Origin of the sequence: Azospirillum sp. B21 (genome assembly GCF_008364825.1) — a bacterium.
Classification (GTDB): Bacteria; Pseudomonadota; Alphaproteobacteria; order Azospirillales; family Azospirillaceae; genus Azospirillum.
The window spans coordinates 352,013-375,802 of record NZ_VTTO01000002.1 but is presented as its reverse complement, the minus strand read 5'-3'; the positions used below and the strand labels follow the sequence as shown (position 1 = coordinate 375,802).

Genomic DNA, 23,790 nt, shown 5'->3' with positions numbered 1-23,790 from the left:
TTCCGCGGCGCGGGGCGGGGTGGACTCCGCCCCGCGCCGGGTGCATTGTCCCGGACGTGGAGGGGTGTCGTGGCTGTGGTGGGACTGTGATTCGTTTCGAAAATGTCGGCTTGCGGTACGGCACGGAGGCGGAGGTGCTGCGCGACATCAGCTTCACCCTGCTGCCGGGGTCCTTCCATTTCCTGACCGGTGCCAGCGGGGCGGGCAAGTCGTCGCTGCTGAAGCTGATGTATCTGGCCCACCGGCCGTCGCGCGGGCTGGTCACTCTGTTCGGCCGCGACATGGCGATGGTGACCCGCCGCGACCTGCCGGAGCTGCGCCGCCAGATCGGCGTCGTGTTCCAGGACTTCGCGCTGCTCGACCATCTGTCGGCGCTGGACAATGTGGCGCTGCCGCTGCGCATGTCCGGCACGCCGGAGGCCGACGTGGTCGCCCACTGCACCGAAATCCTGCGCTGGGTGGGGCTGGGCAACCACCTGCACGCCAAACCGTCAACCCTGTCGGGCGGGCAGAAGCAGCGGGTCGCCATCGCGCGCTCGGTCATCAACCGGCCGCGGCTTCTGCTGGCGGACGAGCCGACCGGCAACGTCGACGACGGCATCGGCATGCGCCTGCTCTATCTGTTCGAGGAACTGTACAAGCTGGGAACCACCGTGGTGATCGCCACCCACAACGAGGCGCTGATCCGCCGGTTCGACCACCCGCGCCTCCATCTCGACAATGGCCGGTTGATGGTGCTGCCTGCGCGCGGAAGCCGGGCTCATGATGGACGTACCGGCGACGCGCGCGCCCACGATTCGCGGCGGGAGTAGCGGCATGGCGCTTCGTCCGGTCCGCCCCCGCTCCGACCTGCCGCTGGCGGTCGATCCCTCCTCGCGCTTCCTTGGCTGGATCACCGCGCTGATGGCGTTCCTGGCGGCGCTGGCGCTGGCCGGCGCCATGCTGGTGTCGGACATGGCGCAACGGTGGGACAGCGGCCTTGCCGGCGGGCTGACCGTCCAGGTGGCGCCGATGCCGGGCGCTCCGGTCGCGCCGCTGGACGAGCGGGTGGAGGCGGCGGTGACCGTCCTGCGGGCCTTCCCCGGAATCCGGTCGGCCACCGTGCTGGGCGGGGGCGAGATCGCCCGATTGCTGGAACCCTGGCTGGGGTCGGGGGCGACCGACCCGCTGCTGCCGATGCCGCGGCTGATCGACGTCATCGCCGACGGGCCGGTCGACGTCGCGGCCTTGCGGCTTCGCCTGACGTCGGCGGCGCCGGGGGCGACGCTGGACGACCATGCGGTGTGGCTGGCCGACCTGCGCTCCTTCGCCGGGGCTGTGCGGCTGGCGGCGCTGGGGGTGGTGGTGCTGATCGGGGCGGCGGCGGTGATGACGGTGGTTTTCGCCGTGCGCACCGGCCTGGCCATCCACCGTCCGGTGGTAGAGCTGCTGCACCTGATGGGCGCCACCGACCGCTATGTCTCCCGCCAGTTTGAACGGCATGTGGTGTCCTTGAGCCTGCGCGGCGGTGCCATCGGCCTGCTGTTGGCCGGCGGCACGCTGTACGGGCTGTACCGGGCGTCCCAGGGACTGCGGGCCAGCCTGCTGTCCGACCTGTCGCTGCAGCCCTGGCAGTGGGCGGTGCTGCTTCTGGTGCCGGGGATGCTGGCCCTGCTGGCCTTGGCGACCGCGCGCTGGACCGTGCTGCGCACACTGGAGTCCATGCCGTGAGATGGAGAGCGCGATGAGAACCGTGCACCGGCGGCGCGGCGGGAGGGTGGCGAGGGCGGTGGTCTACCTGCTGGCCGGGTCGCTGGTGGCGGCCGTACTCTGGCTGGGCGGGCTGGTCTGGTATGCCGCCGACGTGCCGCGCGCATCCCCCGCCGGTGCCGATGCCGAACGGCCGACCGACGCCATCGTCGTGCTGACCGGCGGCAGCAACCGGCTGGGGACCGGGCTGGAGCTTCTGGCCGCCGGACGGGCGAAGAAACTGTTCGTGTCCGGCGTCTATGACGGGGTGGATGTGCAGGAACTGCTGAAGCTGTCCCGCCGTTCCCCGACCGAGATGGAATGCTGCATCACGCTCGGCTATTCGGCGGACAGCACCATCGGCAACGCCTATGAGACGGCGGACTGGATGCGCGACCAGGGTTTCCGGTCGCTGCGGCTGGTGACCGCCAACTATCACATGCGCCGCAGCCTGCTGGAACTGACGATGGCGATGCCCGACATGGAGCTGGTGCCCCATCCCGTCGTCGCCCCCACCGTCCATCTGGAGGAGTGGTGGATGTGGCCGGGCACGGCGAACCTGCTTATCAACGAGTACAACAAGCTGCTGGTGGTCGGCCTGCGCTGGATGGTGCATCGGGCGGTCAAGGGCTGACGGCCGGAACCGCGGTTGAGCCGGAATAGCGAATGAGAATGACTTGCAATTGACTTCGGACGGGCGTAGTGTCCGGTTCAGGGTTCACGCCCGGACATCGCCGACCGCAACGTCCGTCCAGCAAGAAAGACACGCCATGCACGACAGCGCCGTCTCCGCTCCCGCCTCCTTCGTCGTCGCGTCCCTGCCGGTGGTCGAATCCGCCCGTTTGATGTCGGGCAGCCGCGAGATCGTGATCCAGCACGCCGGGCAGAGCTATCGCCTGCGCGTGACCCGCGCCAACAAGCTGATCCTCACCAAGTAAAAGACCTTCAAAGAACCTTCCGGGAAAATGCCATCGAGAATGGGCGCCGGCCATATGGCCCGGCGCCCATTCTTTTTGTGGATGGCGCCTCAGGCCCTGCCCTGCACCTCATAGCCGGCATCCTCGATGGCTTGGCGGATGGTCGATTCTTCGGCATCGCCCTCGACGGACACCTGGCCTGCCTTCAAGTCGACAAGAGTCCGCTCGACCGACGGAAGCGCTTCCACCGCCTTGGTCACCGTCTGGGCGCAGTGGCCGCAGGACATTCCGGATACCTTCAACGTCAGCATGGGTTTTCTCCCTTGGCGGTGCGACGGCGCACCCGATTTCCACAGGCTGAGCCTTCCAGCGGTTGGAAGGTCAAGCGGCATTCCACAAGTCGGCTCAACCGCCTTGCGAGACAATCGTTTCGCCTTGCCGCAGATGTCTATAGTTCGAGACTTAGTCTCTATAAATAGACGGCTTCCTCTTGCACAATCTCAATTGTGAGACCTGTAGCGAGTTGAGGAATTTTGTGTGCAATGCACAAAATCAGCCTTATCAAAGGTTTCCGCTGTCACTATCGGTCCACGCAATTCTGGCATGACCCTTGCTCCCATAGTTGCACCTTCCGCCCTCCGGGGCCTGCCTCCATGAGAAAGCGCCCCGATGCCGCTGGTCACCGCAACCTCCCTTCTGCCCGTCCCGGCGCGCTGCGTGTGGCCGCTGGTCCGGTGGAACGGGGCGTTGGGCGACTGGTACCCCGGTGCGGTCTCCATGATCGTGGAGGGGGTGGGGAAAGGCGCGCTCCGGCGTCTGCGACTCTATGATGGGGCGCCAGTCATCCACCGGCTGGAACATGTCAGCCGCGTTGAAGATGCCTACACCTATGCGGTGGTCGAGGGACCGTACCCGGTCACCGACCTGCTGGCGCAAATCCGCCTGCACGCCGATGGGGAACGGCAGACCGCCCTGGATTGGACCGCCACCTTCCATCCGCTTTCCTCCCACCCGAACCAGAGCGCGGAGGCGGAGGCGGAGCGTTTCGTCCGCGACTTCTACGACGCCGGCATGGCCCGGCTTCGCAGTCTGCTTCAGCCGTAAATCCCGAAAACACACCCGTGACGGTCACCGTCCGACAAGAATAACCGAGGGAGCATCGTCCAAATGAGTTTCCTGATCTGCGTGGGAGCGCTCGCGTTCCTGATGCTGGTCGCCTACCGGGGCTTCAGCGTCATCCTCTTCGCGCCCATCGCGGCGATGGGGGCCGTGCTGTTGACCGACCCGTCCGCCGTGCCGCCGATCTTCACCGGCCTGTTCATGGACAAGATGGTCGGCTTCGTGAAGCTGTACTTCCCGGTCTTCCTGCTGGGCGCGGTGTTCGGCAAGGTGATCGAGCTGTCCGGCTTCTCCAAGTCGATCGTCTCGGCCGTCATCAAGCTGGTCGGGCGCGAGCGTGCGGTGACCTCCATCGTGCTGGTCTGCCTGCTGCTGACCTATGGCGGCGTGTCGCTGTTCGTCGTGGTCTTCGCCGTCTATCCCTTCGCGGCGGAGATGTTCCGGCAGAGTGATATCCCCAAGCGCCTGATCCCCGGCGTGATCGCGCTCGGCGCCTTCACCGTCACCATGGACGCGCTGCCGGGCACGCCGCAAATCCAGAACATCATTCCCACCACCTTCTTCAAGACCGATGCCTATGCCGCCCCCTGGCTGGGCCTGATCGGCTCCGTCTTCATCCTGGTGCTGGGGCTGCTCTATCTGGAATGGCGTGTGCGCTCGGCTATCGCGCGGGGCGAAGGCTATGGGAGCGGCCACAGCAACGAACCGGAATCGGTTGTGTCGGAGATGCTGCCGAACCCGATCCTGGCCCTGTCGCCGCTGGTCGCCGTCGGCGTGCTGAACAAGCTGTTCACCATGGCGATCCCTAGCGTGTACGGCGCCACCAGCGAGGTGGCGCTGACCCCAGGCGCCAAGCCGCTGGTGACGCAGGTCTCCTCCGTCGCCGGCATCTGGGCGGTGGAAGGGGCTCTTCTCTGCGGCATCCTGATGGTGCTGGCCTTCGCCTGGAAGCCGGTGTCGCAGCGCTTCGCCGACGGAACCAAGGCCGCCATCGGCGGGTCGCTGCTGGCCGCCATGAACACGGCCTCGGAATACGGCTTCGGCGCGGTGATCGCGGCGCTGCCGGGCTTCCTGATCATCCGCGACGCGCTGTCGGCCATTCCCAACCCGCTGGTGAACGAGGCGGTGACCGTCACCGCGCTGGCCGGCATCACGGGTTCGGCATCGGGCGGCATGAGCATCGCGCTGGCGGCAATGGCCGACCAGTTCATCGCCGCCGCCAACGCCGCCGGCATCCCGATGGAGGTTCTGCACCGGGTCGCCTCCATGGCCAGCGGCGGCATGGATACCTTGCCGCACAACGGTGCCGTCATCACCTTGCTGGGCGTCACCGGACTGACGCACCGGCAGTCTTACGGCGACATCTTCGCCGTCACCTGCATCAAGACGCTGGCGGTCTTCTTCGTGATCGCCGTCTATTACCTGACCGGGATCGTCTGATCATGAAGAACAAACTCGTTTCCCTGGAAGAGGCCGTCGCGCGCATTCCCGACGGCGCTTCCCTGCTGATCGGCGGCTTCATGGCCGTCGGCGGCCCCAACCGGCTGGTGGACGAACTGATCCGCCAGGGCAAGCGCGACCTGACCATCATCGCCAACGACACCGCCCGGCCCAACAACGGCCTGGGCAAGCTGGTGGTGGAGAAGCTGGTGCGTCGCGTCGTCACCAGCCACATCGGCCTGAACCCCGAGACGCAGAAGCAGATGATCGCCGGCGCCATCGAGGTGGAACTGGTGCCGCAGGGCACGCTGGCCGAGCGCATCCGCGCCGGCGGCGTCGGTCTGGGCGGCGTCCTGACCCCCACCGGCGTCGGCACCACGGTGGAGGAGGGCAAGCGCACGGTCGAGGTCGACGGTGTCACCTACCTGCTGGAAATGCCGATCAAGGCCGACTTCGCGTTGGTCTCTGCCAAGCAGGCCGACCTGTACGGCAACCTGACCTACGCGCTGACCGCGCGCAATTTCAACCCGTTGATGGCAATGGCCGGTGCCACGGTGATCGCCGAGGCCGAGGACATCCTGCCGGTCGGCTGCATCCCGCCCGACGCGGTGATGACGCCGTCGATTCTGGTCGACCACATCGTCACCGCGACGCCGCGCTGATCGGGGAGTATTGAGCCATGGATGAAAAGACCCTGATCGCCAAGCGCGTCGCGCTGGAGCTGATGGACGGCGACCTCGTCAACCTGGGCATCGGCCTGCCGACCCTGGTCGCCCGCTACGTCCCCGCCGGACGCCACGTGTTCTTCCAGTCGGAGAACGGCATCGTCGGCATGTCCGGCCCGATCACCGGGGCGGAGAACCACGACCTGACCGATGCCGGCGGTTCGCCCATCTCGGCCCTGCCGGGGGCGGCGTCCTTCGACAGCGCCTTCTCCTTCGGGCTGATCCGCGGCGGGCATCTGGACGTCACCGTGCTCGGCGGCCTGCAGGTGGACCGTGAAGGACGTCTCGCCAACTGGATGGTGCCGGGCAAGATGGTGCCGGGCATGGGCGGGGCGATGGATCTGGTCACCGGCGCCCGCCGGGTGATCGTCGCCATGCAGCACAGCGCCAAGGGCGAACCGAAGATCGTCGAGCGCTGCGCGCTGCCGCTGACCTCGGTCCGCCGGGTCGACCTGGTGGTGACCGACCTCGCCGTCATCGAGCCGACCGACGCCGGCCTCGTCTTGAAGGAAACCGCCCCCGGTGTCACGGTGGAGCAGGTGATCGCCAACACCGGGTGCGAATTGATCGTCGCCCCGGATCTCCGTCCCATGCCGCTCTAAAGGTAAAGAACAATGACCAATCTGAAGGGGAAGGCCGCGCTCGTCACTGGGTCCACCAGCGGGATCGGCCTTGGAATCGCACGGCAGCTCGCGGGCCAGGGCGCCGACCTGATGCTGAACGGCTTCGGCGACGCCGCCTACATCGCCGAGCTGTGCCAGTCGCTGTCGGCGGAGTTCGGCGTGCGCGTCGCCCACAACGGCGCCGACATGTCGAAGCCCGAGGAGATCGAGGCGATGGTCGCCGCCACCGAGGCGGCCTATGGCCGGCTGGACGTGCTGGTCAACAATGCCGGCATCCAGCATGTGGCGCCGGTCGACGCCTTCCCGGTGGAGCGCTGGGACGCGGTGATCGCCATCAACCTGTCGGCCGTCTTCCACGGCACCCGCGCGGCATTGCCGGGCATGAAGGCGCGCGGCTGGGGCCGGGTTATCAACATCGCGTCGGTGCACGGCCTGGTGGCGTCGGTCAACAAGTCGGCCTATGTCGCCGCCAAGCACGGCGTGATCGGCCTGACCAAGGTGACGGCACTGGAGCTGGCGGAGACCAACATCACCTGCAACGCCATCTGCCCGGGCTGGGTGCTGACGCCGCTGGTGCAGAAGCAGATCGACGCTCTGGCCGCCTCGCGCAGCCTGTCGGTGGAGGAGGCCGGACGCGAGCTGCTGAGCGAGAAGCAGCCGTCGAAATCCTTCGTCACTCCGGAGCAGCTGGGTGAACTGGCGGTGTTCCTGTGCTCGGAAGCTGCCGGCAACATGCGCGGGGCCGCGCTGACCATGGATGGCGGCTGGACCGCCCAGTAAGGCGGCCCTTCCAATGCCTCGGGGGGGTGGGCCGAAGTGCCTGCCCCTTCCTGGAAGCCCGGCCCTTCTCAGCTTTCGCTGGTGGCGGGAACCGTATCGAAGGGAGTGGCGATGAACGGACGGCCCTGGCCGTGGCCGGCGCGAGCATGGCCACGTTCGGTCGCAGCCTGCCGGAAATAGCCGACCACGAACACGCGCAGTGCGTTCGCGAGCGATACGCCGGCTTGCGAGGAGCGGCGGCCCTGCTGTTCCATGCGGTCGCGGACATCCCCGCACAGCTCTTCCACCGTCAGGTCTTCCCGCAGGGAGATCTCCTCGAGCCCCTCCCAGTAGGACGGCTCCAGACGGATGGAGACATCGCGCCCGGACAATTTCAGCGTGCGGGCGGCCAGGGAGGCGACACCCGCAAATTGACCAGTGCGAGACCTGTTGTTCCCATCGCTCGACATGCTCTTAAACCCTCGTCCTGCCCGTGCGATTGCCCCCGACGCGCGCTCACTATAACGCGACTACAACCGGCTTTGGGAACAAAACTTTCGGCAGGTAAGGATTCTCCCTAGGGAGCCCGTTCGGGATCCCCGGCCATGTCCTTGAGCAAGGCCAGATCGTTGATAACGATAAAACCTTTGGCATATGTCACTGCGCCGGTTTTGCGCAGGGCGCCGAGACACTTGTTCACCATTTCACGGGTGACGCCCAGCATGTTTGCGAGCGCTTCCTGCGACAGCGGCAAGGTCAGGCGCAAGCCGGCCGGGGTCGGCTGTCCGTAGCTGTCCGACAGCAACAGCAACCTGCGGGCGAGCCGGCGCGGGACGTCGTGGAAGACGGCATCCTCGATGTTCTCGGACACCCAGCGCAGTCGGTCGCACAGGACCACCATCATGCTGGTGCACAGGCGCGGATGGCGTTCCAGGAAAGGAATGAAATCGGCGCGGTCGATGCGGTAAAGCTCGACCGGGCGCAGGGCGACGGCGGCGGCCGTGCGTTCCCGCCCGTCGATCAGGCCGATCTCTCCCAGGACGTCGCCGGCCTCCAGGATGTTCAACAGCATGGTCTTGCCATCCGCCGAGGAGGTCCGGATGGCGATCTGGCCCTTCAGCACGGCGAACAGGCTGTCGCCGGGATCGCCCTTGTCGAAGATGATCTGGTCGGCATCGAAGCGGACGATACGGCCCAGTCCCAGCATTTCCGCCATTTGCCTGGCGTCGAGTTCTCCGAGCAGGCGGTTGCGCCTCAGCACCGCCGCCACATCCATGGGCGCGTTCATCCATCCGTCCCGGCACCGTTTCACGCCAGGGCGGCGACGACCGCCACCCCGGCGCGATCAGTCTACCGAAAACTCACCTACATCGCGAGGGGTGCCGCGTCGCGCAGGGCGCGTTCCCACAGGACGGTTCGTTCGAAATGGAAACGGGCTTCCGGCACCGCATCGTTGCCGGCGGGACGGCCCAGGCGCCGTGCCATGCTGCGCAGCATCGCCTTGGCGTCGTCGCGTTTCTGGTCGAAGCGGCCTTGCGGCAGCCAGCCGCGGAAAGCCGCCAGTTCGTCCGCCGGCAGGCCGATATCGCCGCCCAGCCGCAGCATCCGGCCATAGCCGCGCTCGCGGTAGGGCAATTCCTTGGCGATGGATTCCAGGCGCAGGGAGGTTCCGGCGGTCAGCACCCGGTCGGCCACCGCGTCGGACAGGGTGCGGCGAATGTTGACCATCGCCTCCGACAGGGCCGTGTAGCCGAGCTCGGCCGGGCCGTGAATCACCGCGACCTCGTCGTCGTCCTCCAGCCGGCCGTCGCGGAACGCCTCGAAGATGGCGCCGACGCCGACCATGCCGAAGGGATACAGCTCCGCCGCGCGCAGCGCCCCCATGCTGGAGGCGCCGAACACCGGGATGCCGGCATGGATGGCGTAGAGGATTTCCTTGTGCCAGACCGACGGCACGCTTTCGAAGAAGCCGTCGACGATGCCGATCGCCGCCGGCTTCTCCGCGCACAGCCGCAGCACGTCGCCCTGGGCGACCGGCGGCAGGTATGTGGCGTCCAGCTCCCGCTCCGCATCCTCGCGCGGCAGGGTGGGGCCGAGGAAGACATAGACGCCGCTCATGCCGCCTTCTCCATGGCTTGGGCGCCGAGCACGCGCAGGCCGCGTTCGCCCAGCAGGTAATCGGGGGATTCGTCGGCACCCTCCAGCCCCGGCACGACGACGCGCACGACGGGGATGCCGAATTCGGGCTTGGTAAGGTCGACCGCCACCGCCTCCTCGATTCCGATCGCGCGCAACCGGTCGAGCTGGTGGGCGAGGTCGGCCTCGATGGTGGGGGCGGTGCTGGTCGGGCAGCGATGGAAGGAGCGCCGGCCTACACCATCGACGATCATCGCCTTCCAGCGGGCATGGTGGGCGGGGTCGAGGTGGCGTTCATATTCGGCGCGGGGCATGTCGTCGCGGGCGCCGGCGATGAAGGTCAGGCGGCTTTGCGCCGCCTCGGTCAGGGCGCGGGACAGGGCGATCTCGCGCGCTGCATGGCAGCCCATGCCGGTGGCTGGGCGGATGGACTGCTGGGGCAGCTCCTCGCGCTCGACGATGCGGCAGAGGAAAGCGGGGAGGCCGACGTCGCTGGTGGTCTCCCACACGCCGACGGCGACGCCCGCCGCCTCGAACCGGTCGATCAGCGAGCGGCAGACCGGATCGTCGATGCTGTCCAGGTCGATGCGGGTGGCCGCCTGGGCACCCGCGTCCTGCAGGCGCCACAGGGTGGTCGCGTCGCGCTCCACCAGTTCGGTGACGGCGTGGCTGATCGCCTCCACCTTGTGGTTGCCCGACGCCAGCCCGTTAGAGCCGGCCAGGAAGGCGCCGTGGCCGGGAGCCATCGGCACGGTGAAATTCAGGTGGACCATCTCGAACGGAACCCATTTCGGGCCGCCATTCAGCAGGTCCTGCCCCTCGATCCACAGGATGGGGCTGTTGGGGTTGAAGCTGCCGGTCGACAGCCGGGGCAGGCGGTCGACGTCCACCACCGGGTGGGTCCAGCGCAGCTCCTCGAAGCTGGCGAACTTCAGCGGCAGGGTGATGCGTTCGGCGTGATAGCTCTCGATCGATTCCATGACCCCCGACGCCTTCGCGGCGGCGAGCGTCACCCCCTTGCCCTGCGACACCGAAATGGAGCGCGAGTTCGGCCGCGTCACCATCACCACCGGAATGCCGACGGCATCCAGCCCGGTGACGTTGGCGACCCGGGTGATCCCCATGATCGGCAGGAACGGGGTGACCCGAGCCAGGGTCTGTTCGGGCGCCATGACCCGGTGGGTGCCGACCGTGTGGGCCTTCACAGCATCCGAAACGGAGGCTTTGACATCGAGCAGATCGAAGGGCATCGCGGCTTGTCCGGGGCGGGGGAAAATCGAGAGAGCGCGTCCCGTTCCCGGGTCCGTGGCCGGTCAGCCCCTGAAGCGGTGCTGGTGGCCACGGTCCGAAGAACTGGAACCGGGAACCCGATCAGGCGCCCGGGGTGATGCTGAACCGACCAGCCTCATGATCCGCGGCGTCGAAGGTGCTGCGATCGCCGGAACGGACGAGGTTGCGGACGGTCGAAGCCTGTACCTCGGCGATCTCGGAAACGCCCTGAGCGGACACGGCATACAGACGGCCATCGGCACCGCGGATCATCGACGACTGAGAGATGGAGAGCGACATCTGGATTGACTCCGTTTGACGTTGGTGATGCCGCAAATTCTTCGGATTCGAATGAGTCCGGTCTGTGAAGTTTTTCACTTCGTGTCGTGAGGTGCCGGGGTAATTGGTGCGTCTAAGCAGCAGCGAATGGGATCGGGTGTTTCAAGCGCCACGCCATCGTGAGCAGCAGGTAATTGACTGGAGAATCAAACTATGCTGCAGGCTACCAACAAGAAGCGGGGCAATATCGCGTCCGGTCGCGGTTCTATCGACCTTGAGGCTCTGATGGTATGGCCGCAGCTGTCCGCTCGCGTCGTTCCTAAGAACGGAGTCAGGACCCGGTTACGCCTTGAAAAGGCGGTTTGGGAAGGGCTTGACGCTATCGCCGAGCTCGAAGGAAAACCAACGCAGCAGTTATGTGCGGAGTTGGAGGAAAGCCGCCCAAAGAATGCAGCGCTCAGCACGACCATACGTACATTTGTTTTGGACTATTTCCGCAAGGTTGAATCGGCATAACCTAATAATATCGTTATTTCAAAAATTTCAGCTCAGAATTTCCTGTTTGATTCCGAATCTTCCAAGAAGTTGGACGGCACGTGCTTGGCTCGAAATTTGTGTGATGAGTAACGCGGTCTCCAAAGCAGCGCGTGCCATAGTTACGGCTTCGGGGCGGTTGCCTGCCACTCCCAAGGCATCCGCGTACCAAAGCTGGACTTGGGGCAACCATCCTAAAGGATGCGGCTTGCCCCTCATCGCTCCTTGCTGCTGAAATAGCGCAAAGCTGCTCTCAAACATGGCGAATCCTGACTTATGGTTCCCCGTCAGGACCGACGCATATCCGATGCCCCCCATCACCAATGGCAGCAGCAGTGGGGCATGTATGGCGTGACCGACCGACAACGCGGCCTCAAGTGCGGGAATGCTCTCTTCCAACTGCCCGCAGATGATGTGCGTCCAGCCCAGATGCGTCAGGGCAAACAGCCGTGAGAAAAGATGGTTGCTCTCCTCGGCGATCTCGACCGATTGGCGCCCGGCTTCCACTGCTTCGCCGACCCGGCCCAATTCGGCGAGCCCACGGGCCGCAAGACTGCCCATGTGCACCCGCGCGACAGTCGCGAGGCCATAGCGATCGTAAGGACGGGACGTCGAGAGCATGCGGGAGCCGTGCTCGAATGTCTTCAGCGCCTCGACGAATAGTCCCTTGTCCGTTTGCAGGCCGCCCAGCCTGAACAGCAACTGCACGCGGGTGCGGCGGTCGTCCCGTTCGTCGAGTGCGGAAAGGCCGTCGCGGCAAAGCGCAAGGCCTTGGTCCAGATCGCCGAACGTCCACAGGAACGATGCGAGCATCGAGCAAGCCCGGGCGTAGCGGATGAGGTCGCCCGAATCGCGCGCCATGGCGATGGCCCGTTGCAGATGGTCGTCCACTCCCATCGATCCCCGCGGCAGCAGAGATCGCGGAAGGGCGATCAGAAGATCGATCTGGCGTGCGGTGTTCCGCGGATGGTCGGGCAGCCGGCGTACGGCGGCCAGAGCGTTGGCGTAATGCCGGCTGGAGTCCTCCAGCTTGGAACGGCTTTCCGCCCTTTCGCCGGCGCGGCGGCCGAACAGGTGGGCGACCGGCCAGTTCTCCGCCATGAAGGCGTGGTGGGCCAGCAGGTCCAGGCGGTTCGGCAGGTCGTGGTCGCGGCGGTGGCGCAACGCCTCCAGAACGCGGGCATGCAGCGCCCGGCGGTCGGACTTGGTCAGGGTGGCGTAGGCGACCTCCTGGATCAGCGCGTGCTTGAAGGAATATTCCAGGTTGGGCAGCAGGCGGGTGCGCAGCACGAAGCCGGTGCGCTCCAGATAGGCGAGGCAGTCCGACAGCTTCGTCATCGGCATGCCGGTCAGGGCCTGGAGCAGTCCGACGTCGAACGTCGTGCCGATCACCGCCGCGTTCATCAGCAGCCGGCGCCGTTCCAGCGTCATCAGGTCCATGCGCTCGGCCAGCAGGGCGTGCAGCGTGCGCGGCAGCTTGTGGACCACCAGCGGATCGATCAGCCGGTAGGCCCCCGGCGCGCCTTCGATGGCGTTGGTGGCCTCCAGCGTGCGCAGGACCTCTTCAAGATAGAGCGGAACGCCCTGGCAGCGGGCGGCGACCTGGGCCTTCAGCTCCACCAGCGACCAGTCCGACCCCAGCCAGTGGGCCAGGAAGCTCTGCACCTGCTCCGCCGACAGCATGCCCAGTTCCATGCGCCGGCCGCCCGGCCGGCCGTTCCAGCCCTGCTCCTGCGACTCCGGCCCCAGCGGCGGCGGCCGCCGGGTGGCGAGCAGCAGCAGGCGGGAACCTGAGCCCGGCAGGGCGTCGGCCAGCCGTTCAAGCAGCCGCACCATCACCGGCCTCGCCCAATGGGCATCCTCGACAAGAACCAGCAGCGGCCGGCCGACGACGCCGTCCATCGCCCCGCCGCCGGGGCCGGTACCGTCGCAGGGGCGGAGCGGAGCCGCCAGTTCAAGTGTCGCGCCCACCAGCCCCTCGATCCCCAGCGACAGGTGCTGTGCGGTGTCCAGGCCGGTCCATAGCGGGTCCAGGCTCGGCCGGCCGAACAGGGTGCGCACCGCGTCGCCGGCCAGCGAGCCGGAACGGCGCCCGGCCGCTTCGCAGACCCAGTCGATGCCCTGCTCGCTGGCGCAGCCGGCCACCTGCTCCGCCAGGCTCAGCGCCACCGCCTCCAGATCGTCCGGATCGGCCAGCCGCCGGATCGGCATCTGCGGCCATTGCAGCAGGGTCCAGCGCCGGCTGCGCGGGTCGCGCAGGAATTCGCCCACGAGGCGCGACTTGCCGATCCCGGCCTCTCCCTGCAGCAGGAGCTGGACCGGAGTCCCGCCCTCCACCGTGTCGGCCATGGCGAACAGGGCCGCCACCTCCCGCTCCCGCCCGACGCAGGGGGCGGTGGTGGCGGACAGGAGGTCGGTGGCGGTGCGGCGCACGGCGCGGGCCCCGTCGAGCAGGAAGGCCGGCATCGGCTCCACCTCCTCCGACAAACGGAGGCTTCCCATCGGACGCACCGCGACGCCGACCGGGATCAGGTCCAGCGTGTCGCGGGTGAGCTGGGCGGTGTCGGAGGCGGCGCGCTGCTGCAGCTTGGCCGCCATATGCACGCATTCGCCGACCGCCCGGTAATCCGTCCACAATCCGTTGCTCACCACATGGGCGACCGCGTCGCCGGAACTGATGCCGATGCGGATGTGGAAGAGCGGGCGGCCCTGTTCGTCGCGGGTGGCGCTGAGGATGTCCTGGGCGGCCAGACAGGCGCGCAGTGCGTGGTCCTCCTTGGCGCCGGGAGCGCCGAAGGTCGCCAGGAAACCGTCGCCCAGCATCTGGGTCACCGTGCCTTCGAAGCGCGGTACCGCTTCCGTCACGCGGTTCAGGATCGACAGGAGCAGATCGTCGGCATCTTCCGGATCGCGGCCGGCCACCATGGCGGAGGAGCGGACGATGTCGACGAACATCGCCGTCACCACCTTGCGTTCGCGCGGCTTATCGGCGGACAGGCGCGATGCATCCTGTCCGGGACCGCCGTCGTCGGTCGCTGTGCCCCACATGGCGTCCGCCATGCCCGCCCCCCTCGCGAAAATCGCGTCGGCATATTAGAGCATGCATTTCGAATTTTGCGAACATCCGAGCGATGCATCACTCCAAGAAATTCGCGCAGGCGGAAGCTAGCATATCCCTGTATGTAATTCTGCTCAAAAAGAAAGCGCCGCGACTTGCGCGGCGCCTTGATTGTTACTTGTGGTGAATGTTCGCTGTGCCTGACTCGGAGAAATATGACACGAGCGCAGGCGGACGATCCCCCGTTCAGCGGCGGACGGCGATGTTCTCCACCTGGGTCACATCGCGCACGGCGCCGCGGTCGGCGCTGGTGGTCAGGGCGGCATAGGCGCGGAGCGCCGGGGAGACCACGCGGTCACGGCTGGCCGGCTTCCAGGCATCGACGCCCTTGGCGTTCATCGCGTCGCGGCGGCGTTGCATTTCCTCGTCGTCGACGGCGAGGCGGATGATGCGGTTGGGGATGTCGATCTCGATGCGGTCGCCGTCCTGCACCAGGCCGATGGCACCGCCCTGCGCCGCTTCCGGCGAGACATGGCCGATCGACAGGCCCGAGGTGCCGCCGGAGAAACGGCCGTCGGTGACCAGCGCGCAAGCCTTGCCCAGCCCCTTCGACTTCAGGTAGCTGGTCGGGTACAGCATTTCCTGCATGCCGGGGCCGCCGCGCGGACCCTCGTAGCGGATGACCACCACCTCGCCCGCCTTGACCACGTCGCCCAGGATGCCGGCGACGGCGTCGTCCTGGCTTTCGAAGACGCGGGCCGGGCCGGCGAAGACGAGGTTGGAGGCGTCGACGCCCGCCGTCTTCACGATGCAGCCGTTCTCCGCGATGTTGCCGTACAGCACGGCCAGCCCGCCATCCTGGCTGAAGGCGTTCTCGGCCTTGCGGATCACGCCCTTCTCGCGGTCGAGGTCCAGGTCTGGCCAGCGGCGCTCCTGGCTGAAGGGCACGACGGTCGGGATGCCGCCGGGCGCGGCGCGGTACAGGGTGTGGACGGCGGAGTCCTGGGTGCGCATCACGTCCCAGCGGTCCAGCGCCTCGCCCAGCGTCGGGGCGTGGACAGTCGGCGCCTCGCGGTTCAGCAGGCCGGCGCGGTCCAGTTCGCCCAGGATGCCGAAGATGCCGCCGGCGCGATGCACGTCCTCGATATGGACGTCGGACACCGCCGGGGCGACCTTGCAGACGTTGGGGACGCGGCGCGACAGCCGGTCGATGTCTTCCATGGTGAAATCGATGCCGCCCTCCTGCGCCGCCGCCAGGATGTGCAGGACGGTGTTGGTCGAGCCGCCCATGGCGATGTCCAGCGTCATCGCATTCTCGAACGCTTCCTTGGTGGCGATGCCGCGCGGCAGGGCGGTGGCGTCCTCCTCCTGATACCAGCGGCGGCAGAGATCGACCGCCATCCGGCCGGCGGCGAGGAACAGTTCCTTGCGGTCGGCGTGCGTCGCCAGGATGGTGCCGTTGCCGGGCAGCGACAGGCCCAGCGCCTCGGTCAGGCAGTTCATCGAGTTGGCGGTGAACATGCCGGAGCAGGAGCCGCAGGTCGGGCAGGATCCGCGCTCCATTTCCGCCGCCTCCTCGTCGGAGACGGTCGGGTCGGCGGCGGCGACCATGGCGTCGATCAGGTCGACCGACTTGACCTTGCCGCGCCACTTGACCTTGCCGGCCTCCATCGGGCCGCCGGAGACGAAGACCGCCGGGATGTTCAGCCGCATCGCGGCCATCAGCATGCCGGGGGTGATCTTGTCGCAGTTGGAGATGCAGACCAGCGCGTCGGCGCAATGGGCGTTCGCCATGTATTCGACCGCGTCGGCGATCAGCTCGCGCGAGGGCAGGCTGTACAGCATGCCGCCATGGCCCATCGCGATGCCGTCGTCCACCGCGATGGTGTTGAACTCCTTCGCCACGCCGCCGGCCTTTTCGATCTCGCGCGCCACCAGTTGGCCGAGATCCTTCAGATGGACGTGGCCGGGGACGAACTGCGTGAAGGAGTTGGCGATGGCGATGATCGGTTTGCCGAAATCGCCGTCCTTCATGCCCGTCGCCCGCCACAGGCCGCGCGCGCCCGCCATGTTGCGGCCGTGGGTGGAGGTGCGGGAACGGTAGTGCGGCATGGATCGGTCCTCAGCTGGTCGATTTCGGCGAGTTGGCGAAAGGAATGGAACGAAACGGGTGGGCACCTTAGCAATCTCCTGTCGCCCGCGCCAGAGGCGCGATCCTGTCGCGGACGCCCGAGGCGCGACAACGGCGTTGCCCTGCCATGCACGCCGTGAGGACTGCGGCGGCGGAGCACGCGGAGACATGCTTGGTGTTCGGAGAGCCCGGACCGGCCGGCGTCCGTTACGCGGCCATCCGCGACATCGCCCGGCAGCTTTCGGCGCAGCGGCGGCACATGTCGGCGCAACGCTTCATCATCGGGTCGTCGGCCATGCGGTCGCAATCGTCGGCGCAGGCTGCGCAGATCTCGGCACAGGCACCGCAGGTAAGGTGATGGAAGCGCGAGCCGCGGATCATGAAGTCGGCGCTGGTGCGGCAGATGTCGACGCAGTCCAGCATCAGGCGGATATGCCCGGCCTCCGCATGCGCACCGCCCTTGTTCAGGCAATGCGCGACGGTTTCCAGGCAGATCGTGTGGCAGTCGGTGCAGTTGCGGATGCAGTCGTCCATCGACTGCATGGCCGACATGGTTGGGGCGGACATGATCGGTCCTCCGGGGAAGGTCGCAGGATAGACCTGACAACCGGCCCCGGCACCGCAGGGTTCCGAGATCGAGCGGGTGTTTTGGGTTCAGCCGGCCGAAGCGGTCTTGCCGTTGTCCTTCTTCGCGGTGCGTGGCGGCTTGACGGGAGGAGTCTTGGCAGTCGAAGTCTTGGCAGCCGAAGCCTTGGCGGTGGATTTCGCCGAGGATTTCGCCGCAGGAGCTTGAGAGGGTTGGGGGGCAGGTTCGGGGGCGGCTGCCTCCTCCGGCGGGCTTGCTGCGGCTTTCGACTTGCCGGGCGGCTTGGCGGATCCCTTCGCCTTGGGCGCCGCGGCGGTGTCGGGCTGGGCTTCCGCCGGGGCGTTCGCGACCTCCGACAGGGATTCGGCGGCGGCGCGGGTGCTCTTGCCCGAGGCTTTGGAGGTGCCGGTCTTCTTGCGCGACCCGGCGACCTTTTCGGTCGGCTCCAGTGCGCCGGCACCGCGGATTTCCGCTTCCGCCTGTGCCCAATGGTCGGCATCGCGGCCGTGCGGGTGGCCTTCGCTTTCCCACAGCTCATGGGCACGGCGTCGGATACGCTCCAGAATATCGTCGGTATCGGCCATCGAGTCCCCCATTTGTCTGCCTGGCGGGTCTGCCATACCGTATTCTGTGGCAGCGACCCGCCAACGTTGCAAAGCCACTCGTGCGAGGCACCACGAAAGAGGCGGAGACTCCCGACTCCGCCGTTCCGTGAGGGCAACACCGTGGACTCGGAGTGGTTCCCGAAGTGAGGCGGGAACGGTTCCCAACCGTCGCATTCCATGCCACAAGGCGCCCGCCGACCTGAACCGTGAGCGCAGCAAGCCAATGACGCCCGTTCCCACCACCGCCCGTCCGTCCCTTCTCGACCGCGTCGCGGCGGCGCCCTGGTGGCTGCTGTGCGCCGGGCTGGCCGCGGCGATGGCGCTGTCGATCCTGCTGGTGGGCTTCCGGCTGCCCTACTGGGTGCATTCGGACCAGGATCTGGTGCTGGCCTATCATGGGCTTCTGTTCGGGGACGGCCTGCCGCAGGAGTATTTCGACCATCCCGGCTACGGCTATTTTCTGGTGATCGACGTCTGGTACCGGCTGCTGCATGCGCTTGGCTTCCTTCCGGTCGCCACCCTGTCGGCCCTGCCGCCGGGCAGCGACGTCGCGGCGACGCAGGCCGCGTGGCAATCGCTGGTCCAGGCTGGGCGGGCGCTGTCGATCCTGCTGACCGCCGCCTTCGCCGTCAGCTACACCACCCTGCTGCGCGGGCTGGTGGGAGACCGGCGGGTGGCGCTGCTGGCCGGCATCCTGCTGGCCTTCGGCGTCGGGCTGACGGCGCAGGGGCGGCAGATGCGCACCGACCTGCTGTCGGCCGGCTTCGTCGTGCTGGGGCTGCTGCTGGTCCTGCGGGCGGTGCGGCCGGCGGAGGGCAGGGCGTGCGGCGGCGCGTCGCTGCTGCAACTGGCGCTTGGCGGGCTGCTGGTCGGACTGGCCATGGTGACCAAGGTGCAGGCGGTGTTCCTGGCGATGGGGCTGCCGGTGGCGGCGATCCTGTTCGGGCGGCGGGCGGAGCCTGATGGGACAGTGGGCAAAGCCTGGGGCCTGGCGGCGCTGGTCGGGCTGCTGGCGGCCGCTGCGGCGGTGCCGGCCTTCGGGCTGATCCAGGCGGGGCTGGGCGGCTGGGGGCGGGCGGTCTATCCCTACACGCCCGTCGGCGGCGGGCTGTCGGGCGGCGGCTATCAGAGTATCGTCGCCGGCTGGGTGCTGGTCGGCATCCTGGTCCATGCGGTGGTCCATCGGGTTCCGGTAGCCCGCGCGGTTGCCGGGGCGGCGGCGGTGCTGCTGGGGCTGTCGGTCGGGCTGCTGGCGCTCGACATCCGCTGGAACGAGCAGAACGCCATCGCCGTGGCGAACTTCGTCGAGCACATGTTCGTCTTCTCCTCCTGGCGGCATGGCGCGACGCTGAACGGTCAGGGGAGCGTGGTGGGGGAGGGGACGCTGGCGCTTCTGCTGGCCGGCATCGGCCGCACGCTGGCGATCCGCACCATCGTCCTGCACCCCGACAACATCCCGCAGACCATCATCGTGGAGTGGTTCGCCATCGCCGGGGCGGTGGTGCTGTGGCGGCGCGGGCAGAGGCTGGCCGCCGTGCAGGCGCTGTTCCTGCTGCTGGTGGCCTGGGGGCTGGAGGCGCTGTTCTCGCTGCGCGGGTTCCAGCGCGCCTATGCCGCCTACACCGACCCGCTGGCGATCCTGTCGGCGGCCTGGGTGCTGGCGCGGATGCCGGGGCTGTTGGAGCGGGCGAAATCGCGGCGCTGGATCCTGGGGGGCGTGGCGCTGGTGGTCGCCGCCGCCCATGCCTGGCCGATCATCGAGACCCGCCGCCTGCCCAACCCGGTGACCCATTGCGAGTGGATCCCGATCTACATGCCCAAGGTGGCGCCATTCCCCTTCTGTCGTTAGTTCCCCTCCCCGCGGGCGCGGTCCAGCGCCTCGACCACGCCGGCGCTGTCGATGTCGGCGAAGTCGGGGCGGTGGTGGATCAGCACGCGCGGGCCGGTGCTGTGGATCGGGTTGGAGGCGTCGGAGAAGACGACCACGGTGGGACAGCCGACCGCGGCGATCAGATGAGTCGGGCCGGTGTCGTTGCCGACCGCCCCCCAGGCCCGGCGGGCCAGTCCGCCCAATTCCGGCACGCTGGTGCGGTCGGTCAGGTCGACGGCCTGCGGACAGTATTCTGCAATGGAACGGGCGAGGTCGCGCTCGATGCCCGTGCCGATCACCGCCGGCACGATGCCGCGCTCGGCCAGCGCCGCCGCCACCTCGGCATAGCGGCGGACCGGCCAGCGCTTGTCCGGCCGTCCGGGGGAGGAGCCGGGGACCAGCAGGGCGAAGCGCTCCGGCAGAGCGAATTTGGAAATGTCGGCGTCGAGCCAGGACAGGTCCGGCGTCTCGTCCGGCACGATGCCGAAGGGGGCGAGTTGGCGGACATAGCGCTCGCGCACCGGCACCTTGCGCCGCCCCTCGTAACGGTCGGGATGGCTGGCGCCGCGGGCGGTGCCCGACCATTCCGGCCAGGGACCGGGGAAGAGCAGCCGGTGGTACAAATCGGTGCGCGTCTGCGCCTGGAGGTCGTAGACCCGGTCGAAGCGGTGGGCCCGCAGCGTCTTGCGGATCGCCAGATAGGCCGACAGCGAGCGGTCGCGCGGGTCCTCCAGCACCTCGTCGAACAGGCCGCTCATGCGGGCCAGCGGGGCCAGCGAGGGCAGGGTCAGCAGCGTCACCCGGTCGCCGGCATGGTGGCGACGGATGGCGGCGAAGGCGGTCTGGGCCAGGAAGAAGTCGCCGAAGGCGCCCAGCTTGATGACCAGGATGCGGAGCGGGCGCTTGCTCATCGTGTCTTTTCCCCGATACGGGCAGCCAGCTGCAGCATCAGCGCGGCGGCCAGGAATCCCGACATCCACCAGGGCTGCCAGATGCCGTAGGCGGTGCTGCCCATCGCCAGCGCCGCGGCGAACAGCGCCAATGCGAAGGGTTGGGCGCGGTCGTCGAGCCGGGCGGTGGCGGCCAGCAGCATCAGCAGCACGGCCATCGCCAGCGCCGCCCCCACCGCTCCGGTCTCCAGCCAGACCTGAAGGAAGGCGTTGTGGGGGTGCAGCGGCAGCAGGCTGTCGCCGATCGGCGAGAACTCCGACACCGTTCCTTCCGGCGGCAGGGAGCGCGAGGCGTCGATGCCTTGGCCGAAGACCGGAGTGCGCAGCGTGCGCTCCGCCGCGTGGCCCCAAATCTCCACCCGGTGCTGGGCGGAACGGAACAGCAGGCCGGAATGGTCGAGGTCGAGCGGGCCGGAGAACAGCAGGGCGGCCGGCAGCACCAGCAGGAAGGCGGCGGTCACCGCCGTGGCGAACAGCCGGCGCGTCCAACGGGCGGACACGCGGGCGGCGGCCAGCGTCACCAGCCCGGCGGCGATGCCCAGCATGGCCGACCGGCTGGTCAGCGGCAGGCAAGCCAGCGCATAGCCCACCGGCATCAGCAGGGCCAGAGCCCGGCGCCCGAAGCGGTCCATCGCCAAGGCGGCCGGCCAGACCAGCAGGCAGAGCAGCGCCGCCGTCCGCTTCGGCACATTGCCGTTCAGCAGGTTGGGCAGCTGATCGTCGGGCACGCCGTTCCACCAGCGGTTCAGAGGGAAGTCCAGCGCCGCCTCCACCGCGAACAGCAGCCCGCCGGCCAGCCCGCCGGCCAGGAACAGCCCGGCCAGCCGCCGCACCTCCGGTCCCGGCAGTCCGGCGATCCAGGCGCCGCCGGCCAGCGCGCCGAGCGCGATGTAGCCGATCTCCCCCACCGTCGCGGCCGCGCGGTCGGACGGGCTCCACAGCGAGGAGGCGAGCGCCAGGGCCAGGAAGGCGGCGACCGCCGCGACCGCAGGCGTCAGCCGCAGGATGCGCCCTAAGGCTCCCTGCCGCGCCAGACCGGCCAGCGACAGCGCCAGCACCAGAATCGCCCACACCGGCAGCCCGCGCGGAGCGACCGCGGCCAACGGCCCCAGAAGCAGGGCGGCAGCCCCAGCCAGCGCCCGCAGCACGACATCGATCCCGGCGGCGGGCGCCGAGGTCGGGGCGGAGCGGGGCGTGGCGAGGTCCGGGGAGTTGGCGGGCATGGACTCGGAGGGGATCAGCGGAAACCGGCGGCGACTTAACCGCACTCCCGCCGCGAAAGCAACGGCGCGCGGTCCGTGGCGGAGAGCCGCCGTATGGGACATTTGGAACGTCGTGAAACAGGATGGCGGGTGGCGTTTCACTGTTTCATCCGACGGCGGAGCGGCACGGAAGCGGTGCCGGACTGAACGTTTGAAACGCTGTGAAACAGGATTCCGAGGGGTGTTCCATCGTTTCATCCCGTGGCGGAGCGGCGGCAGGGTGGTGCATGGCGGTCCCTTCCCGCCTGCTTTCGGGATGATATTCCTATCACGGATGCCGGGTGATGGGGAAAGGGTGGGTGAAAAATGCGGGTGACGTCCTCTCGCGCCCTGGGAAAGAGGGATCCTTTCCGTGCCGCAAGCTGACGGTTACGCTGTGTCTCGCAGTGGGCGCCTGTTTGGAGGAGTGGCGGAGATGCAGGGGAACGAAGAGCAGGGGACGGGCGGCTACCGGATTCGCGTGATGAGCCGGGCCGAACTCGATCTGGCCGTCGACTGGGCGCGGGCGGAGGGCTGGAACCCCGGCCTGCACGATGCCGGCGCCTTCCATGCCGTCGATCCGGCGGGCTTTCTGGTCGGGCTGCTCGACGGCCGGCCGGTGGCCTCGCTGTCCGTCGTGCGGTATCCGGCCAACTTCGGCTTCCTCGGCTTCTACATCGTGCGGCCGGAGGCGCGCGGGCAGGGCTATGGCTGGCGGTTGTGGCAGGCGGGGCTGCGCCATCTGGAGGGCTGCACCGTCGGCCTCGACGGCGTGGTCGCCCAGCAGGAGAACTACCGCAAGTCCGGCTTCGCCCTGTCCCACCGCAACATCCGCTTCGGCGGCACGCTGCCGCACGGTGGAGAGGCGCAGACCGCGCTGGTGGACGCCCGGACGGTGCCCTTCGACCGGCTGACGGCGCTGGATGCGGAACTGTTCCCGGCGCCGCGCCCCGGCTTCCTAGCCAACTGGATCGCCCTGCCGGGCGCCACGGCGCTGGCGGCGGTGAACGGTAGCGATTTGACCGGCTTCGGGGTGATCCGCCCCTGCCACAGCGGTTTCAAGATCGGCCCGCTCTATGCCGCCGACGCCGGAGTGGCGCGGGATCTGGTGCTGGCGCTGAGCCGGGCGGCCGGCGAGGGGCCGGTGTTCCTCGACGTGCCGGAGCCGAACGGAGCGGGCGTGCGGATGGCGGAGGAGTTGGGGCTGTCGCCGCAGTTCGAGACGGCACGGATGTATCTGGGCCTGGCGCCGGCGACCGACCTGGCGCGGGTGTTCGGGATCACGAGCTTCGAGTTGGGGTGAGGGGGCGGCGTTACAGGTCAGCTATCGGTCCATGAATTTCACCATCAGAAGCTCGTCGATGTAGATCCCGTCCACCTTCAGCGCCCGCGGTTCCATGCCGTACGCCTCGAAGCCCAGCCGTTCGTACAGGCCGATGGCGCGTTTGTTGGTCGCGGCGACTGAGAGATGGATTTGCTCGACGTGTTCCACGGCATGGGCGAGCAGGGCGGTCATGACCGCATCGGCCAGACCGCTGCCCCGCCTGTTCCCGCGAACATAGACCCCCCAAAGCAGGCCCTTGTGCCGCGACTTGGCCTGGATGGGAACCAGCAGTCCGGCTGTGGCATCAAGCTGTCCGTCGACAAAGCCGCCAGCGATGTATCCACCCGCGATTCTCTCCGCGAAGCTGGAGAGGGGACGGGTGCTTTCCTCGGCATGGCTCGATCCGAATGCTTCCGGATGCCGGTGCAGGGCTTCGAGACGGAGCGAGCGGTACTCCTCCGCATCGTCGGGCAACAGCCGTCTCACCACAGTCATG

At 68.0% G+C, this 23,790-nt stretch carries 25 protein-coding genes; 12 read left to right on the top strand and 13 right to left on the bottom strand.

Annotated features, from left to right (window positions below):
* Nucleotides 1-86 precede the first annotated feature (86 nt).
* The 4 genes from ftsE (at nucleotide 87) to FZ983_RS06435 (ending at nucleotide 2,666) form a co-directional block, all read left to right on the top strand.
* Nucleotides 87-812 (top strand): cell division ATP-binding protein FtsE, encoded by a 726-nt coding sequence (gene ftsE, locus FZ983_RS06450; RefSeq protein ID WP_149222750.1) that lies wholly within the window; start codon nucleotides 87-89, stop codon nucleotides 810-812.
* Nucleotides 813-816: 4 nt separating this feature from the next.
* Nucleotides 817-1,710 (top strand): hypothetical protein, encoded by an 894-nt coding sequence (locus FZ983_RS06445; RefSeq protein WP_149222749.1) that lies wholly within the window; start codon nucleotides 817-819, stop codon nucleotides 1,708-1,710.
* Between the two features lie 13 nt (nucleotides 1,711-1,723).
* Nucleotides 1,724-2,362 (top strand): YdcF family protein, encoded by a 639-nt coding sequence (locus FZ983_RS06440; protein WP_247883622.1) that lies wholly within the window; start codon nucleotides 1,724-1,726, stop codon nucleotides 2,360-2,362.
* A gap of 136 nt (nucleotides 2,363-2,498) precedes the next feature.
* Nucleotides 2,499-2,666, top strand: coding sequence for a hemin uptake protein HemP (locus FZ983_RS06435; protein ID WP_149222747.1), 168 nt, complete (start codon nucleotides 2,499-2,501; stop codon nucleotides 2,664-2,666).
* A gap of 89 nt (nucleotides 2,667-2,755) precedes the next feature.
* Here FZ983_RS06435 and FZ983_RS06430 read toward each other — a convergent pair whose 3' ends face one another.
* A complete protein-coding gene (locus tag FZ983_RS06430; RefSeq protein WP_149222746.1) occupies nucleotides 2,756-2,956 on the bottom strand; it encodes a cation transporter in 201 nt (66 codons plus the stop codon).
* A 358-nt stretch (nucleotides 2,957-3,314) separates the two neighbouring features.
* Between FZ983_RS06430 and FZ983_RS06425 the strand changes: the two genes are divergently transcribed.
* The 5 genes from FZ983_RS06425 (at nucleotide 3,315) to FZ983_RS06405 (ending at nucleotide 7,332) form a co-directional block, all read left to right on the top strand.
* Complete coding sequence (locus FZ983_RS06425; RefSeq protein WP_149222745.1) at nucleotides 3,315-3,749, top strand: SRPBCC family protein; 435 nt, start codon at nucleotides 3,315-3,317, stop codon at nucleotides 3,747-3,749.
* Nucleotides 3,750-3,812: 63 nt separating this feature from the next.
* Nucleotides 3,813-5,204, top strand: coding sequence for a GntP family permease (locus tag FZ983_RS06420; RefSeq protein ID WP_149222744.1), 1,392 nt, complete (start codon nucleotides 3,813-3,815; stop codon nucleotides 5,202-5,204).
* A gap of 2 nt (nucleotides 5,205-5,206) precedes the next feature.
* Entirely contained in the window at nucleotides 5,207-5,866 is a 660-nt protein-coding gene (locus FZ983_RS06415) for a 3-oxoacid CoA-transferase subunit A (RefSeq protein ID WP_149222743.1), read from the top strand.
* Between the two features lie 17 nt (nucleotides 5,867-5,883).
* Nucleotides 5,884-6,531 (top strand): 3-oxoacid CoA-transferase subunit B, encoded by a 648-nt coding sequence (locus tag FZ983_RS06410; RefSeq protein WP_014189390.1) that lies wholly within the window; start codon nucleotides 5,884-5,886, stop codon nucleotides 6,529-6,531.
* A gap of 12 nt (nucleotides 6,532-6,543) precedes the next feature.
* Nucleotides 6,544-7,332 carry a 3-hydroxybutyrate dehydrogenase gene (locus tag FZ983_RS06405; protein ID WP_149222742.1) on the top strand — a complete coding sequence of 263 codons (789 nt, stop codon included), beginning with the start codon at nucleotides 6,544-6,546 and terminating at the stop codon, nucleotides 7,330-7,332.
* A 68-nt stretch (nucleotides 7,333-7,400) separates the two neighbouring features.
* Here FZ983_RS06405 and FZ983_RS06400 read toward each other — a convergent pair whose 3' ends face one another.
* The 5 genes from FZ983_RS06400 to FZ983_RS06380 form a co-directional block, all read right to left on the bottom strand.
* Nucleotides 7,401-7,781, bottom strand: a complete 381-nt coding sequence (locus FZ983_RS06400) for a ribbon-helix-helix domain-containing protein (RefSeq protein WP_247883621.1) — start codon at nucleotides 7,779-7,781, stop codon at nucleotides 7,401-7,403.
* Between the two features lie 107 nt (nucleotides 7,782-7,888).
* Nucleotides 7,889-8,599, bottom strand: coding sequence for a Crp/Fnr family transcriptional regulator (locus FZ983_RS06395; RefSeq protein ID WP_188092257.1), 711 nt, complete (start codon nucleotides 8,597-8,599; stop codon nucleotides 7,889-7,891).
* Nucleotides 8,600-8,676: 77 nt separating this feature from the next.
* The gene (locus FZ983_RS06390; protein ID WP_149222741.1) at nucleotides 8,677-9,429 is read right to left on the bottom strand and encodes a TfuA-like protein; all 753 of its coding nucleotides are present in this window, start codon (nucleotides 9,427-9,429) and stop codon (nucleotides 8,677-8,679) included.
* Nucleotides 9,426-10,697 carry a YcaO-like family protein gene (locus FZ983_RS06385; RefSeq protein ID WP_149222740.1) on the bottom strand — a complete coding sequence of 424 codons (1,272 nt, stop codon included), beginning with the start codon at nucleotides 10,695-10,697 and terminating at the stop codon, nucleotides 9,426-9,428. Before FZ983_RS06385 ends, FZ983_RS06390 begins: the two co-directional genes overlap by 4 nt.
* A gap of 121 nt (nucleotides 10,698-10,818) precedes the next feature.
* Nucleotides 10,819-11,016 (bottom strand): hypothetical protein, encoded by a 198-nt coding sequence (locus FZ983_RS06380; protein ID WP_149222739.1) that lies wholly within the window; start codon nucleotides 11,014-11,016, stop codon nucleotides 10,819-10,821.
* 192 nt (nucleotides 11,017-11,208) lie between these two features.
* On the opposite strand from FZ983_RS06380, the gene FZ983_RS06375 reads away from it, so the two are divergent.
* Nucleotides 11,209-11,511, top strand: a complete 303-nt coding sequence (locus tag FZ983_RS06375; RefSeq protein WP_149222738.1) for a ribbon-helix-helix domain-containing protein — start codon at nucleotides 11,209-11,211, stop codon at nucleotides 11,509-11,511.
* 27 nt (nucleotides 11,512-11,538) lie between these two features.
* On the opposite strand, the gene FZ983_RS06370 is transcribed toward FZ983_RS06375, so the two are convergent.
* The 4 genes from FZ983_RS06370 to FZ983_RS06355 form a co-directional block, all read right to left on the bottom strand.
* Entirely contained in the window at nucleotides 11,539-14,589 is a 3,051-nt protein-coding gene (locus FZ983_RS06370) for an adenylate/guanylate cyclase domain-containing protein (RefSeq protein WP_188092256.1), read from the bottom strand.
* A 244-nt stretch (nucleotides 14,590-14,833) separates the two neighbouring features.
* Nucleotides 14,834-16,699, bottom strand: a complete 1,866-nt coding sequence (gene ilvD / locus FZ983_RS06365) for a dihydroxy-acid dehydratase (protein ID WP_149222737.1) — start codon at nucleotides 16,697-16,699, stop codon at nucleotides 14,834-14,836.
* A gap of 226 nt (nucleotides 16,700-16,925) precedes the next feature.
* Nucleotides 16,926-17,285, bottom strand: coding sequence for a four-helix bundle copper-binding protein (locus FZ983_RS06360; RefSeq protein WP_247883620.1), 360 nt, complete (start codon nucleotides 17,283-17,285; stop codon nucleotides 16,926-16,928).
* An 87-nt stretch (nucleotides 17,286-17,372) separates the two neighbouring features.
* Nucleotides 17,373-17,888, bottom strand: a complete 516-nt coding sequence (locus FZ983_RS06355) for a DUF2934 domain-containing protein (protein ID WP_247883619.1) — start codon at nucleotides 17,886-17,888, stop codon at nucleotides 17,373-17,375.
* 244 nt (nucleotides 17,889-18,132) lie between these two features.
* On the opposite strand from FZ983_RS06355, the gene FZ983_RS06350 reads away from it, so the two are divergent.
* A complete protein-coding gene (locus FZ983_RS06350) occupies nucleotides 18,133-19,758 on the top strand; it encodes a glycosyltransferase family 39 protein (protein WP_149222735.1) in 1,626 nt (541 codons plus the stop codon).
* Here FZ983_RS06350 and FZ983_RS06345 read toward each other — a convergent pair.
* Complete coding sequence (locus tag FZ983_RS06345) at nucleotides 19,755-20,690, bottom strand: glycosyltransferase family 9 protein (RefSeq protein WP_149222734.1); 936 nt, start codon at nucleotides 20,688-20,690, stop codon at nucleotides 19,755-19,757. The genes FZ983_RS06350 and FZ983_RS06345 overlap by 4 nt on opposite strands.
* A complete protein-coding gene (locus FZ983_RS06340) occupies nucleotides 20,687-21,952 on the bottom strand; it encodes an O-antigen ligase family protein (protein ID WP_247883618.1) in 1,266 nt (421 codons plus the stop codon). Before FZ983_RS06340 ends, FZ983_RS06345 begins: the two co-directional genes overlap by 4 nt.
* 454 nt (nucleotides 21,953-22,406) lie before the next feature.
* Between FZ983_RS06340 and FZ983_RS06335 the strand changes: the two genes are divergently transcribed.
* Nucleotides 22,407-23,273, top strand: a complete 867-nt coding sequence (locus FZ983_RS06335) for a GNAT family N-acetyltransferase (protein ID WP_149222733.1) — start codon at nucleotides 22,407-22,409, stop codon at nucleotides 23,271-23,273.
* A 21-nt stretch (nucleotides 23,274-23,294) separates the two neighbouring features.
* Here FZ983_RS06335 and FZ983_RS06330 read toward each other — a convergent pair whose 3' ends face one another.
* A complete protein-coding gene (locus FZ983_RS06330) occupies nucleotides 23,295-23,768 on the bottom strand; it encodes a GNAT family N-acetyltransferase (protein WP_247883617.1) in 474 nt (157 codons plus the stop codon).
* Nucleotides 23,769-23,790: the final 22 nt, after the last annotated feature.

Bases quoted from the DNA above. Each gene is read 5' to 3' on its own strand.
- FZ983_RS06390 (WP_149222741.1), bottom strand. From the start codon at position 9,429: ATGAGCGGCGTCTATGTCTTCCTCGGCCCCACCCTGCCGCGCGAGGAT.
- FZ983_RS06415 (WP_149222743.1), top strand. From the start codon at position 5,207: ATGAAGAACAAACTCGTTTCCCTGGAAGAGGCCGTCGCGCGCATTCCC.
- ilvD (WP_149222737.1), bottom strand. From the start codon at position 16,699: ATGCCGCACTACCGTTCCCGCACCTCCACCCACGGCCGCAACATGGCG.
- FZ983_RS06435 (WP_149222747.1), top strand. From the start codon at position 2,499: ATGCACGACAGCGCCGTCTCCGCTCCCGCCTCCTTCGTCGTCGCGTCC.
- FZ983_RS06370 (WP_188092256.1), bottom strand. From the start codon at position 14,589: ATGGCGGACGCCATGTGGGGCACAGCGACCGACGACGGCGGTCCCGGA.
- FZ983_RS06375 (WP_149222738.1), top strand. From the start codon at position 11,209: ATGCTGCAGGCTACCAACAAGAAGCGGGGCAATATCGCGTCCGGTCGC.
- FZ983_RS06410 (WP_014189390.1), top strand. From the start codon at position 5,884: ATGGATGAAAAGACCCTGATCGCCAAGCGCGTCGCGCTGGAGCTGATG.
- FZ983_RS06385 (WP_149222740.1), bottom strand. From the start codon at position 10,697: ATGCCCTTCGATCTGCTCGATGTCAAAGCCTCCGTTTCGGATGCTGTG.
- FZ983_RS06440 (WP_247883622.1), top strand. From the start codon at position 1,724: ATGAGAACCGTGCACCGGCGGCGCGGCGGGAGGGTGGCGAGGGCGGTG.
- FZ983_RS06360 (WP_247883620.1), bottom strand. From the start codon at position 17,285: ATGTCCGCCCCAACCATGTCGGCCATGCAGTCGATGGACGACTGCATC.
- FZ983_RS06350 (WP_149222735.1), top strand. From the start codon at position 18,133: ATGACGCCCGTTCCCACCACCGCCCGTCCGTCCCTTCTCGACCGCGTC.
- FZ983_RS06380 (WP_149222739.1), bottom strand. From the start codon at position 11,016: ATGTCGCTCTCCATCTCTCAGTCGTCGATGATCCGCGGTGCCGATGGC.
- FZ983_RS06430 (WP_149222746.1), bottom strand. From the start codon at position 2,956: ATGCTGACGTTGAAGGTATCCGGAATGTCCTGCGGCCACTGCGCCCAG.
- FZ983_RS06400 (WP_247883621.1), bottom strand. From the start codon at position 7,781: ATGTCGAGCGATGGGAACAACAGGTCTCGCACTGGTCAATTTGCGGGT.
- FZ983_RS06335 (WP_149222733.1), top strand. From the start codon at position 22,407: ATGCAGGGGAACGAAGAGCAGGGGACGGGCGGCTACCGGATTCGCGTG.
- FZ983_RS06405 (WP_149222742.1), top strand. From the start codon at position 6,544: ATGACCAATCTGAAGGGGAAGGCCGCGCTCGTCACTGGGTCCACCAGC.
- FZ983_RS06355 (WP_247883619.1), bottom strand. From the start codon at position 17,888: ATGGCCGATACCGACGATATTCTGGAGCGTATCCGACGCCGTGCCCAT.
- FZ983_RS06345 (WP_149222734.1), bottom strand. From the start codon at position 20,690: ATGAGCAAGCGCCCGCTCCGCATCCTGGTCATCAAGCTGGGCGCCTTC.
- FZ983_RS06420 (WP_149222744.1), top strand. From the start codon at position 3,813: ATGAGTTTCCTGATCTGCGTGGGAGCGCTCGCGTTCCTGATGCTGGTC.
- FZ983_RS06425 (WP_149222745.1), top strand. From the start codon at position 3,315: ATGCCGCTGGTCACCGCAACCTCCCTTCTGCCCGTCCCGGCGCGCTGC.
- FZ983_RS06340 (WP_247883618.1), bottom strand. From the start codon at position 21,952: ATGCCCGCCAACTCCCCGGACCTCGCCACGCCCCGCTCCGCCCCGACC.
- FZ983_RS06395 (WP_188092257.1), bottom strand. From the start codon at position 8,599: ATGAACGCGCCCATGGATGTGGCGGCGGTGCTGAGGCGCAACCGCCTG.
- FZ983_RS06445 (WP_149222749.1), top strand. From the start codon at position 817: ATGGCGCTTCGTCCGGTCCGCCCCCGCTCCGACCTGCCGCTGGCGGTC.